The 12,539-nt window shown below is 70.6% G+C and carries 10 protein-coding genes; 5 read left to right on the top strand and 5 right to left on the bottom strand.

Annotation, left to right across the window (positions count from 1 at the left end; genetic code table 11):
* Positions 1–37 precede the first annotated feature (37 nt).
* A complete protein-coding gene (gene rpoB / locus GB932_RS01695) occupies positions 38–3,520 on the bottom strand; it encodes a DNA-directed RNA polymerase subunit beta (protein WP_156758993.1) in 3,483 nt (1,160 codons plus the stop codon).
* A gap of 290 nt (positions 3,521–3,810) precedes the next feature.
* On the opposite strand from rpoB, the gene GB932_RS01700 reads away from it, so the two are divergent.
* Positions 3,811–4,713 carry a hypothetical protein gene (locus tag GB932_RS01700; RefSeq protein WP_156758994.1) on the top strand — a complete coding sequence of 301 codons (903 nt, stop codon included), beginning with the start codon at positions 3,811–3,813 and terminating at the stop codon, positions 4,711–4,713.
* Between the two features lie 84 nt (positions 4,714–4,797).
* Here GB932_RS01700 and GB932_RS01705 read toward each other — a convergent pair whose 3' ends face one another.
* A complete protein-coding gene (locus tag GB932_RS01705) occupies positions 4,798–5,952 on the bottom strand; it encodes a benzoate/H(+) symporter BenE family transporter (protein ID WP_156758995.1) in 1,155 nt (384 codons plus the stop codon).
* Positions 5,953–6,029: 77 nt separating this feature from the next.
* On the opposite strand from GB932_RS01705, the gene GB932_RS01710 reads away from it, so the two are divergent.
* From GB932_RS01710 to GB932_RS01720, 3 genes are all read left to right on the top strand, one after another.
* Positions 6,030–6,890, top strand: a complete 861-nt coding sequence (locus GB932_RS01710) for a spermidine synthase (RefSeq protein WP_156758996.1) — start codon at positions 6,030–6,032, stop codon at positions 6,888–6,890.
* Between the two features lie 81 nt (positions 6,891–6,971).
* On the top strand, positions 6,972–7,505 hold the full coding sequence (locus GB932_RS01715) for a hypothetical protein (protein ID WP_156758997.1): 534 nt from the start codon (positions 6,972–6,974) through the stop codon (positions 7,503–7,505).
* A gap of 35 nt (positions 7,506–7,540) precedes the next feature.
* Entirely contained in the window at positions 7,541–8,032 is a 492-nt protein-coding gene (locus tag GB932_RS01720) for a SprT-like domain-containing protein (RefSeq protein ID WP_156758998.1), read from the top strand.
* A 6-nt stretch (positions 8,033–8,038) separates the two neighbouring features.
* On the opposite strand, the gene GB932_RS01725 is transcribed toward GB932_RS01720, so the two are convergent.
* Together GB932_RS01725 and GB932_RS01730 are read right to left on the bottom strand one after the other, a co-directional pair.
* Positions 8,039–8,731, bottom strand: coding sequence for a response regulator (locus tag GB932_RS01725; RefSeq protein WP_156758999.1), 693 nt, complete (start codon positions 8,729–8,731; stop codon positions 8,039–8,041).
* Positions 8,728–10,095, bottom strand: a complete 1,368-nt coding sequence (locus GB932_RS01730; protein ID WP_197517247.1) for an ATP-binding protein — start codon at positions 10,093–10,095, stop codon at positions 8,728–8,730. Before GB932_RS01730 ends, GB932_RS01725 begins: the two co-directional genes overlap by 4 nt.
* A gap of 140 nt (positions 10,096–10,235) precedes the next feature.
* On the opposite strand from GB932_RS01730, the gene GB932_RS01735 reads away from it, so the two are divergent.
* Entirely contained in the window at positions 10,236–11,675 is a 1,440-nt protein-coding gene (locus GB932_RS01735) for a cation:dicarboxylate symporter family transporter (RefSeq protein ID WP_156759001.1), read from the top strand.
* A gap of 257 nt (positions 11,676–11,932) precedes the next feature.
* Here the strand turns inward: GB932_RS01735 and GB932_RS01740 are convergent, their stop codons facing one another.
* Complete coding sequence (locus GB932_RS01740; protein ID WP_156759002.1) at positions 11,933–12,451, bottom strand: 2-phosphosulfolactate phosphatase; 519 nt, start codon at positions 12,449–12,451, stop codon at positions 11,933–11,935.
* Positions 12,452–12,539: the final 88 nt, after the last annotated feature.

Raw genomic sequence — 12,539 nt, forward strand, 5'->3', positions numbered from 1 at the left:
TCTCCTGTGTGGGAAATCTGTGTATCGGCCGGGCGGATCAGATCTCGTCGATCGAGGCGGACTCGAATCGACTGGAGATGTTGATGCCGAGCTCCTCCGCTGCGCGGAAGGCCTCGTCGTCGGTGTCTCGGAGGCTGACGGGTTCACCGTCGGCACCGAGGACCTCGACGTTCAGGCAGAGCGACTGCATCTCCTTCATGAGCACCTTGAAGGACTCGGGGATGCCGGGCTCCGGGATGTTCTCACCCTTGACGATCGACTCGTAGACCTTGACGCGGCCCAGGATGTCGTCGGACTTGACCGTGAGCAGCTCCTGCAGCGCGTAGGCCGCACCGTAGGCCTCGAGGGCCCACACCTCCATCTCACCGAAGCGCTGGCCACCGAACTGCGCCTTACCACCGAGCGGCTGCTGGGTGATCATCGAGTACGGGCCCGTGGAGCGTGCGTGGATCTTGTCGTCGACGAGGTGGTGCAGCTTCAGGATGTACATGTAGCCGACCGAGATCGGGTACGGGTACGGCTCGCCCGTGCGGCCGTCGAGCAGACGCGCCTTGCCTGTGCCGTCGACGAGACGGTCGCCGTCGCGAGTCGGGGTGGTCGACTCGAGCAGGCCGCGGACCTGCGCCTCCTCGGCGCCGTCGAACACCGGGGTGGCGACGCGCGTGCCTGCGGCGACCTCGCGGAACTCCTCGGGCAGGTTCACGGCCCACTCGGGGTCGCCCTCGATCTTCCAGCCCTGCTGGGCGATCCAGCCGAGGTGCACCTCGAGGACCTGGCCGAAGTTCATTCGACCAGGGATGCCGAGCGGGTTGAGGATCACGTCGAGCGGCGTGCCGTCCTCGAGGAACGGCATGTCCTCCTCCGGCAGGATGCGGGCGATGACGCCCTTGTTGCCGTGGCGGCCGGCGAGCTTGTCACCTTCGGTGATCTTGCGCTTCTGGGCGATGTAGACCACGACGCGGCGGTTGACGCCCGAGCCGAGCTCGTCGTCGCCCTCCTCGGCGTCGAATTCCTTGACCGCGATGACGGTCCCCTGCTCACCGTGGGGAACCTTCAGCGACGTGTCGCGCACCTCGCGGCTCTTCTCGTTGAAGATCGCGCGGAGCAGGCGCTCCTCGGCGCTCAGCTCGGTCTCGCCCTTGGGCGTGACCTTGCCCACGAGGATGTCGCCGGGTCGCACCTCGGCGCCGATGCGGATGATGCCGCGCTCGTCGAGGTCCTTCAGCAGCTCGGGGCTCACGTTGGGGAGGTCGCGGGTGACCTCCTCCTTGCCGAGCTTGGTGTCGCGGGCGTCGACCTCGTACTCCTCGATGTGGATCGAGGTGAGGGTGTCGTCCTTCACCAGGCGCTGGTTGAGGATGATCGCGTCCTCGAAGTTGTAGCCCTCCCACGACATGAAGCCGATGAGGAGGTTCTTGCCCAGCGCGAGCTCGCCGTCGTCGGTCGAGGGACCATCGGCGATGACCTCGCCGATCTCGACCCGGTCGCCCGTGCGCACCACCGTCTGCTGGTTGTACGTGTTGCCCTGGTTCGAGCGGTCGAACTTGCGCAGGAAGAAGTCCTGCGTGCCGCCCTCGTCGAGCTGCAGCGTGACGTAGTCGGCCGTGACGTCGGTGACGACACCGGCCTTGTCGGCGATGATCGAGTCGCCCGAGTCGATCGCCGCGAACTTCTCCATGCCCGTTCCGACGACCGGGGCCTCGGTCTCGATCAGCGGCACCGCCTGGCGCTGCATGTTCGCGCCCATGAGCGCGCGGTTCGCGTCGTCGTGCTCGAGGAAGGGGATCAGGGCCGTTCCGACCGACACCATCTGGCGCGGCGAGACGTCCATGTAGCCGACCTCGTCGGACGGGATCAGGTCGACCTCGTCGCCGTGCTTGCGCGCGAGGACGCGGTCCTCGGCGAAGGAGCCGTCGGCGTTCAGGCGCGTGTTGGCGGGCGCCACGTTGAACGACTGCTCCTCGGCGGCCGACAGGTAGTCGATCTGCTCGGACACCTTGCCGTCGATGACGCGGCGGTACGGGGTCTCGATGAAGCCGAACGAGTTGATTCGCCCGTACGTCGCGAGACGGCCGATGAGGCCGATGTTCGGGCCTTCCGGCGTCTCGATGGGGCACATGCGGCCGTAGTGCGACGGGTGGACGTCTCGGACCTCGACACCAGCGCGCTCACGCGAGAGGCCACCCGGGCCGAGCGCCGACAGCGTGCGCTTGTGGGTGATGCCCGCGAGCGGGTTGTTCTGGTCCATGAACTGCGACAGCTGGCTCGTGCCGAAGAACTCCTTGATCGCCGCCACGACGGGGCGGACGTTGATCAGGGTCTGCGGCGTGATCGCCTCGATGTCCTGCGTCGTCATGCGCTCGCGGACGACGCGCTCCATGCGCGACAGGCCCGTGCGGACCTGGTTCTGGATCAGCTCGCCGACCGCGCGGATGCGGCGGTTGCCGAAGTTGTCGATGTCGTCGGTCGCGATCCGCTTCTCGACGATCTCGCCGCCCTTGGCGACGCCGTCGAAGGTCGTGTCGCCGCGGTGCAGGCGCACCATGTACTTGATCGTCTCGACGATGTCCTCGATCGTGAGGACCGAGTCGGACAGCGGGCGGTCGAGGCCGAGCTTCTGGTTCAGCTTGAAGCGGCCGACCTTCGCGAGGTCGTAGCGCTTCGAGTTGAAGTAGAAGTTGTCGAGCAGCGAGCGCGCGGCCTCGGCGGCCACCTGCTCGCCCGGGCGCAGCTTGCGGTAGATGTCGCGCAGCGCGTCTTCCTGCGTGAGGACGGTGTCCTTCGCGAGGGTCTCCTCGATCGAGGCGATGCCGGCGAACTCCTCGAGGATCTGCTCGCTCGTCATGCCGAGCGCCTTGAGGAACACGGTGACGGGCTGCTTGCGCTTGCGGTCGATGCGCACGCCGACCTGGTCGCGCTTGTCGATCTCGAACTCGAGCCATGCGCCGCGGCTGGGGATGACGCGCGCCGAGACGACGTCCTTGTCGCTCGTCTTGTCGGGCGTCTTGTCGAAGTAGACGCCGGGCGAGCGGACGAGCTGCGACACGACGACGCGCTCGGTGCCGTTGATGATGAACGTGCCCTCGCGCGTCTGCAGCGGGAAGTCGCCCATGAAGACCGTCTGGGTCTTGATCTCGCCCGTCTGGTGGTTCATGAACTCGGCCTCGACGTAGAGCGGGGCCGCGTAGGTCTTGCCGCGGTCCTTGCACTCTTCGATCGAGTACTTCTCGGGCTCGAGGTACGGGTTCGCGAACGACAGCTGCATCGTCTCGGCGAGGTCCTCGATGGGCGAGATCTCCTCGAAGATCTCCTCGAGTCCGCTGCGATCGGAGATGTCGGAGCGGCCGGCGGCGATCTGCGCCTTCCAGTCGTCGTTGCCGACGAGCCAGTCGAACGAGTCCTTCTGAAGCGCCAGGAGGTCGGGGACCGTCAGGGCGTCGGTGACTTTGGCGAACGAGAGACGCTGTGCGTCGCGTCCGTTCTTGGTGGTGGGAGTGGATGCGTTGCGCGAAGCAGCCAAGGGGATGACCTCCGTGGACCCGAGAAGGGCCTCTAGATTCCTTGCCGACAGGGTGTGAGGCGCGCCCATCCGTCGAGATCCGCTCGTGACCCGCGCCGCTATCTGCGGGGATCACGCGAATTGTCCAGCCGACCACCATATGAAGGCATGGAAGAAGCAATGGGCGCAACGACTCACGCTACCCCAGTGGACACGCGATGTCCACCGGGGTAGTTGACTCAGATTTTCCTCTCAGGTATAACCGCCCGGATCCTCGTTCCGCCGACGGCGCGTCCCATACGCTGGAGCACATGGATCGTTGGCCCTGGCACCTGTCGAACGCGAAGGCGTGGCCCGCCTCGGGCACGACCCTCAAGACCGGCCTCACGCAGCTGATCGCACGCGCGGCCGCGTCCGGCATCGAGGTGCGGTGGAACGACGCGCCGGGCGTGCGCGTCAGCTCCTCGGCCTTCACGCGCCGCGCGCACGTCGAGGCGCTCACCGCCGACCTGACGGGCGCGGAGGTCACGATCGACGGCGGTCGGCTCGCGCACGACGACGGGCAGTGGATCCCGGATCCGACCCGCGACGAGGTGGTCTCGCGCACGCCGGGAAGCGTCGACGACCTGCGCCTCCGCGCGGATCCCGTGACGATCAACGGCCTCGAGCTGCGCGCCGAGCTCGCCCTCGAGCACACGCCCGTCGAGTGGGTCGTCGTGCGGAAGGACGGTCGCCTCTACGGCACCGTGGACGAGGGCAGCGACGCCGAGAAGCGCGCGAGCGGATCCTTCCGGGTCTCGATGGCGCAGGACGACATCGCCGAACTGGCCCTGTCGATCGCGCGCTCGCGCATGAAGGACGCCTCGCGGTGGACCGCCGCGCTCACGGCGCTCAAGCTCGCCGTCGTCCCGAAGGGCGAGGGGCGATTCGTCGTGACGGCGGGCGGCGCGGGCAAGGTGTTCTTCCTGCCGATGTCGGCCCGCGTGGGCTTCGACGTCGAGGTGCGCCCCGATGGCACGATCACGATCCACCGCGCGACGGCCGCGAGCCGCAGTCTCCTCACGAAGCTGCTGCTCCTCCCCCTGCGCCCGCAGCTGCGCGAGCTGGCCGGGAAGACGGCGCACCTCAGCGACGAGGCGCTCGCGGTCGAGGACCTCGCGGTCGACGCGGCCGATGGCCGGCTGACCGTCGCGGGCCGCGTTCGCGCCAGCTGACCAAACCTTCATTTCTGGCACATCCCTGCGCCGATTCCCATACGGAGATGTGCCAGAAATGAAGGGTTGCGGGGTGCGCCCGCATCAGCGTCGCCAGGCGAGCGCGGCGTGGGCGACGAGGCCCGCGGCGAGCGCCCAGAACGCGGAGCCCACGCCCCAGATCGTGATGCCGCTCGCCCCGACGAGGAACGTCACGACGGCGGCGGCGCGGCGCCCGGGCTCGGGCGACGCGACGGCGCCCGCGATCGACGAGGCGAGGGTGGGGACGAGCGCGAGGCCCGCGACCGCGGCCAGCACGCCCGGCGACACCGCCGTGAGGCTCGTCAGCGCCGTGGCGAGCACCGCGAGCACGAGGTAGCCCACGCCGACCGTGCGGACGCCGGTCCAGCGCGCGTCCGGATCCGGGTGCGCGTCGGGCGACGCCGTGATCGCCGCCGTGATCGCCCCGAGGTTGATCGCGTGACCCCCGAGCGGCGCCGAGAGGGCGGATCCGATCCCCGTGACGGTCATCGCATGGCGCCAGGGGACGCGATACCCGTACGAGGCGAGGATCGCGGATCCCGGCACGTTCTGCGACGCCATCGTCACGACGTACAGCGGCAGCGCGATGCCGACGATCGCACCCCAGGTGAACGTGGGCGGCACGATCTCCAGCACAGGGAGGATCCGCCCCTCGAGCCCGCCAGCGCGCGCGGCCTCGGCCCCGAGGAGGACGAGCCCCACGGCGAACGCGGCCGGGGCCGCCCATGTCGGGGCGAACCTCATGAGGGCGAGCCACACGATGACGATGGGGAGGATCCGCAGCGGATCGTCGACGAGGCCGCGCACGGGAGCGAGGCAGAGGCCGACGAGAACGCCCGCGAGCATGGCCTGCGCGATCGACGGCGGGATCGCCGCCACGGCGCGCGACAGCAGCGGCGACAGCCCCGTGATGAGGATGAGCGCGGCCGTGACGAGGAACGCCCCGACGGCGGCGGCGAACCCACCCTCCGGGACCGAGCTCGATGCGAGGAGCGCGGCGCCGGGCGTCGACCACGCGATGAGCACGGGGATCCGCGTGCGCGCCGACAGCCACAGCATCGCGAGCGCCTGCGCGATGCAGAGGGCGACGAGCCCCGACGCGGCCTGCAGCGGCGTCGCGCCGACGGCGGTCAGCCCCGCGAGCACGACGGCGGAGGAGCTCGCGAAGCCGGCGAGCGCCGCTGTGATCCCGGCGAGGGTCGTCGAAGGCGCGCGCATCCTGTCAGGCTATGGGGTGGCGCGCCGAGCTCGCCCCCGCTCTCGGGCGCGGCGCGGCGGCGCGAGAGAATGGATCCATGGGACGCCAGCGCCGCAAGGACACCGATGTCCCGCAGGCGCGCCTGGCGGGCGGCGGGATCGCGGAGATCCGGCCCGCCGAGTTCGGCGGCGGACACGAGGTGATCGTCGACGGCACGCCCCAGTCGCACGTCGATCTCGCGGATCCGACCTATCTCGCCTTCGAGTACGTCGCCCGCATGGGCGCCGTCATCGATCAGCTGCCGGACGGGCCCGTGACGGCCGTGCACCTCGGCGCGGGCGGCCTCACGCTGCCGCGCTACATCGCGCACACGCGGCCCGGCTCCCGCCAGCAGGTCGTCGAGCTCGAGCAGCCCCTCGTCGACCTCGTGCGCGAGCACCTTCCCCTCCCCCGCGATGCGCGGATCCGGATGCGATTCAGCGATGCGCGCGAGGGGCTCGGTCGGATGCCTCCCGCGCTCAGCGGATCCGTCGACCTCCTCGTGAGCGATGTGTACTCGGGCGCGCAGACGCCGGCGCACCTCACGACCGTCGAGTTCTATCGCTCCGCCGCCGCGCTCCTGGCGCCCGGCGGGATCCTCCTCGTGAACGTGGCCGACGGCGCGGGGCTCGCGTTCGCGCGGCGCCAGGCGGCGACGGTGCGCGCCGTGCTGCCGCACCTCGCGATCCTCGCCGAGGTGCAGGTGCTCAAGGGGCGCAGATTCGGCAATCTCGTGTTCGCGGCCTCCGGGCGCCCGCTGCCGACCGACTGGCTGCCGCGCCTCATGGCAGCGGGTCCGCACCCCGCGAAGGTCGCCGAGGGACGCGAGGTCGACGCCTTCATCGGAGGCGCGATCCCCGCCACGGACGCCGATGCGACCGCCTCGCCGAAGCCGTCGATGCGGCTGTTCGAGGGATGATCCGCGCGCCGAGTTCGTTACCGGGCTGTGACCAGGCAGGATAGGAGACCGCATCGCACGACGCGGAGGAAGGGATCGGGCGTGGGCTTCATTCAGGGATACGACGCGGAGACCCTGCAGGAGATCGTCGACCGCTCGGGCGTGTACGAACGCCTGGCCGAAGTGCGCCGCCAGCGCAGCTTCCCCGCGCAGCTCGAACAGGTCTGGCTCCTCAAGGTGCTCGGCGAGTTCGACGAGGCGCTGCAGGTCTCCGAGCACACCGTGCGCCTGGCCCGTATGTCGGGGACGCGGAAGGATCTCCTGCACGCGCGGATCCTGCACGCCTCCGTCAACCAGGTGCGCGGCGTGCACGCGCGCGCGGAGGCCGAGCTGACGTCGTGCATCGAGGAGGCCGACGGCCAGGGGTGGACGCGGATCAGCGCCCTCGCCCATTCGCACCGCGGCAAGACCCGTTACGACGCGGGTGACTACGACGGCGCGCGCGCCGACTTCAAGCGCGAGCTGTTCCTGCGCCAGGAGCTGGGCGCCGACGACGAGCAGCTCGAGCAGACGATGACGTTCATCGAGGCGGCCGAGCGCAAGCGCTCCGCGCCGCGGGGCCTCTTCGCGAGCTGACGCCGCCTGTCGGGGGTGCGGATTAGCCTGGACCCGTGTCGGATCTGGATCGCGTGAGGGTGTGGGCGGATGCCCTCATCCGCATACACCTCGACGACAGCTGGTCGTTCGCGTTCGACAACGCGAAGCGCCGCGCGGGGCTGTGCAACTTCACGAAGCGGCGGATCTCGCTGTCGCGCTACCTCGCGGCCCGCTTCAGCGACGACGACACCCACCAGACCCTGCTGCACGAGGTCGCACACGCGATGTCCGGCCCCGCCGCGGGCCACGGACCCGAGTGGAAGCGCATCGCGCGCGAGATCGGCTATGTCGGCGGCGCGACCCACAGCCTCGAGACGGCCACCGAGCTCGCGCCGTGGGTCGGCACGTGCCCGAACGGCCACACGGTCTTCCGCCACCGGCGCCCGGCTCGCCCGTCGTCGTGCGTGAAGTGCGCGCGGAGCTTCGACCCGCGGTTCACGTTCTCGTGGCGCCGCCGCGAGATCACCCGGGCCGACCGGCTCGCCGCGCAGACCCCGCGCGACTGATCTGCATCAGGTGCGCGCGTACTCGACCTCGGGGCGCCCCTTGCCGCCGTGCCGCTGGGCGCGCGTCGCGACGCCGCCCTCGGCGAGGAACTCCAGGTAGCGCCGAGCCGTCACGCGCGACATCCCGAGCCGCCCCGCCACCTCCGTCGCCGACATCGGCGCGCCCTCGTGCGACAGCAGCGCCTGCACGCCCTCGAGCGTCTCGCGCGACAGGCCCTTCGGCAGGCCCGCCGCGTTGGAGGTGCGCAGCGTCGAGAACGCCGTGTCGACCTCCGACTGGCTCATCGCCGAGACGGGCTGGTTCATCCGCTCGGCGTACGCGGCATACGCCTGCAGCTTCTCCGCGAACGCCGCGAACGTGAACGGCTTGATGAGGTACTGCACCACGCCGACCGCGACGGCGCGGCGCACCGCGTCGAGCGCGCGCTCGGCCGTCACCGCGACGACGTCGACGACGAGGCCGGACGCGCGCAGCTCACCGCACAGGCTCAGCCCGTCGCCGTCGGGGAGCGAGAAGTCGAGCAGCAGGAGGTGGATCCGCTCGCCGCTCGCGACCGCGTCACGCAGCCGGCGGCGCGCCTCGGCGACCGTGTGCGCGACGCCGGCGAGCCCGAACCCCGGCAGGCGCTCGACGTAGGCGCTGTGCGCCTCGGCCGTGCGCGGATCGTCCTCGACGACGAGCACCCGGATCTCGCTCATCGCGCGTCCCTTCCGGGCAGCGGGATCGTCACAGTGACCTCTGCGCCGCCGCCTGCCGACCGCCCCACCTCGATCACGCCGCCAAGGCGCGAGACCGTGCGCGAGACGAGCGACAGTCCGTACCCGTGAGCGCGGTCCCCATCGGCCTTCGACGAGAAGCCGCGCGCGAAGATCCGCTCGCGCAGCTCGTCCGGCACGCCGTCGCCGCTGTCGCTCACCTGGATCGTCAGCGCCCCGGCCTCGTCGGTCGCGAGGTACGCCTCGACCCACGCCTCCGCCTCGCCCGCGCGGGCACGGCGCGCGAGGGCGGCGTCGACGGCGTTGTCGACGAGGTTGCCGAGGATCGTCACGAGGTCGCCCGCGTCCAGCCCCTGCGTGCCCGGCTCGAGGTGCGTCTCGAAGTGCATCTCGACCCCGAGCTCGTGGGCCTGCGCCGACTTGCCGAGCATGAGCGCGGCGATGACGGGCTGATCCGTCGCCCCCACGAGCCGGTCGGTGAGGCGCTGCCCCGCCCCCAGGCGGTCCGTCGCGAGCGCGAGCGCCTCGTCGGAGCGTCCCAGCTCGATGAGCGACGCGATCGTGTGCAGCCGGTTGTCGAACTCGTGCACCTGCGACCGCAGCGCATCGGCGATCGTCTGCACGTCCGTCAGTTCGCGCTGGGCGTCGAACGCGACGCGGAGATCCCCCTCGGCGCGGCTGTCGGTCGCGCGGTCGAGCCGCCGGAACATGACGGCCATCGCGATCCCGCCCGCGATCACGAACGCCAGCGTGACGCCGCCGACGACGACGAGCCGCGACACCTCGACGGCCGAGATGTCGCGCAGCAGCACCCCCGCCGAGACGAGGCCGACGATCTCGCCGTCCGCGACGATCGGCGTCACTGTGCGCATCGAATGGCCGAGGGTGCCCTCGTAGACCTCCGTGAACGATTCGCCCTCGAGCGCGGGCGCGATCGTGCCGACGAAGGATCCGCCGATGCGGTCGCGATTCGCGTGGGTGTAGCGCGTGCGGTCGGTGTGCATGATCGTGATGTAGTCGACGCCGGTCGCCGCCATGATCGACTCGACATAGGGCTGCAGCGCGCCGGAGGCATCCGCGACGGCGCCCGCGCGATCGGACTCGATCCCGTCATGCGCCCGATCCGCGGCGGCGACGACGTGCGGATCCCGCGCCAGCGTCTCGACGAGCACTCCGCTCGTCGCCTCCGCCTCGTGCCGCGCGGTGAGGCGCGCATCGACCGCGAGCAGGGCGAACACCGCGATGCCGGCGACCACGAGCACGACCGTGTGCGCCACGAGATAGGTGCGAGCGATCGTCATGCCGCGCGACCGCGGCCGCGTCGGGGCAGGAGATCGGACGGGCATGCGCTCCATTGTGCACGCACCCGCTCGCGACCAATATGCACACAACTCGGCGAGGGATCCCGCGCACGCGACTCTGAGGAGGAAGGAGCCGACCACGCGCGTCGGCCGCACGACGAATGTGCCCCATCGAGAGGAACATCATGGCAAAGACGCCGACCACCACCGCCCGCAGGAAGGGCGTGGGCAAGGAGCACTGGCTGTACATCGCCGTCATCATCGCGGTGATCGCGGGAGTCGCCGTCGGGCTCCTTGCGCCCGAGTTCGGTGCCTCGCTCGCCTGGATCGGGAAGGGCTTCGTCGCCCTCATCAAGATGATGATCGCGCCCGTCATCTTCTGCACGATCGTGCTGGGGATCGGATCCATCGCGAAGGCCGCGACCGTCGGGAAGGTCGGCGGGCTCGCCCTCGCCTACTTCCTCGTGATGTCGACCTTCGCGCTCGTCCTCGGGCTCGTCGTCGGCAACATCATCCACCCCGGCGCGGGCCTCGACATCGCCGGCAGCTCGTATGAGGCGTCGGGTGAGGCGTCGTCCACGACCGACTTCGTGCTCGGCATCATCCCCACGACGCTGCTCTCGCCGCTGACGGGCGAGTCGGTGCTGCAGGTGCTCTTCGTCGCCCTGCTCGTCGGCTTCGCGATCCAGCAGCTCGGCCCGCGCGGCGAGCCGATCCTGCAGGGGATCCGCCACATCCAGGCCGTCGTGTTCCGCGTGCTCACTATGGTGCTCTGGATCGCGCCGATCGGCGCATTCGGCGCCATCGCCGGTGTCGTGGGCGAGACCGGCTGGGACGCCGTCGGCGCGCTCGCCGTGCTCATGATCGCGTTCTACGTCACCTGCATCCTGTTCATCGGCGTCGTGCTCGCGGCCGTGCTGTGGTTCACGGCGCGGATCAACATCTTCTCGCTCATGAAGTACCTGGCGCGCGAGTACCTGCTCATCGTCTCGACGTCGTCGAGCGAGTCGGCCCTCCCCCGCCTCATCTCGAAGATGGAGCACGTCGGCGTCTCGAAGCCCGTCGCGGGGATCACGATCCCGACGGGTTACTCGTTCAACCTCGACGGCACGGCGATCTACCTCACGATGGCCTCGCTGTTCATCGCGAGCGCGATGGGCATGCCGCTGTCGATCCCCGAGCAGATCGGCCTGCTCGTCTTCATGATCATCGCCTCGAAGGGCGCCGCCGGCGTCTCGGGTGCGGGGCTCGCGACCCTCGCGGGCGGCCTGCAGACCTACCGCCCCGACCTCGTCGACGGCGTCGGCATGATCACCGGCATCGACCGCTTCATGTCCGAGGCGCGCGCCCTGACGAACTTCACGGGCAACGCCGTCGCGGCGGTCGTCATCGGCACGTGGACGAAGGAGTTCGACCGCGAGCGAGCCCTGTCGGTGCTGTCGGGCGCCCAGCCGTTCGACGAGCGGATGCTCACGGGCGACGGACATGGATCCGCGTCGGCCGACGAGCTCGGCGAGTACGAGCAGGAGATGAGCGGTACCGAGGTGCCCGAGCTGCCGGCCGACGGCCGCGGCCCGTCGCCCCTGTCGACGGTCGTCCCGACGCAGGACGCTTCCCGCCGCTGATCCGTCTGCCTCCCGTGCCCCCTCTCGCCTCGCGCGGAGGGGGGCACGGGCGTGAGCGTCGGTGCTCGGCGGATCCGACTCAGCGGTCCATCGCGCCCGCCGACGGCGCAGCACAATGCAGTCGATGTCGGCCATGAGGGCTCGGAACCGGCCGTTCCCGGCCGATCGGCGTCAGATCGACTGCATTGTGTTCGGCGGGCAGGCGCGAGGCCCGACAGGCGGTATGGCGCGCCGGCGCGAAGCCCTCCGTGTCGGCGTCAGCCCGTGATGCGGCGCGGCGCGCTCTCCGCGTCGACCTCCGCGGCCGCCCGCGCCTCGTCGCGGCGGCCGTCGGCGGCGAGCGCGAGGCCCGCCCCGCTCGCCGAGAGGAGGTGCTTCAGAGCGCGCCGCAGCGCACGGAATCCCTCCGTCGCGACGGCCACGTCGGGCGCCGAGTGGTCGAGGCCGTGCGCCGAGAGAGCGTCGCCGATCGCTCCCGCCGCGAGATAGTCCTCGACGGCGAAACCGCCGTCGTCACCGGCGAGCACGAGCGCGATCCCGGTGCGCTCGCCGCGGGAGAGCTGCTCGTCGAGCACGGCCCGCGCCGTCGCCGTCGCGTTGCGCAGCGATCCGGCGAACACGGCGTCGGCGCGCGCCGCCGCGGCTTCCTCGAGTCGAGGATCCGCCCCGATCGCATCGACGATCACGACGATCTCGGCCGGCGCGAGGGCGTCGAGCGCGCCCGCGCCCCACCCGAGTCGCACCTGATACGTCGCCTGAGACCGCGGATCCGTCATCCCGCCAGCCTAGGAGCGCGGCTCCCGTCCTGCACAACGACGCCGATTCTGCGCAGGTCACCCCGAAACCCCGGCGTGTCGCACGAGT

The sequence above is a fragment of the Microbacterium karelineae genome (assembly GCF_009745985.1).
GTDB classification, from domain to species: Bacteria; Actinomycetota; Actinomycetes; order Actinomycetales; family Microbacteriaceae; genus Microbacterium; species Microbacterium karelineae.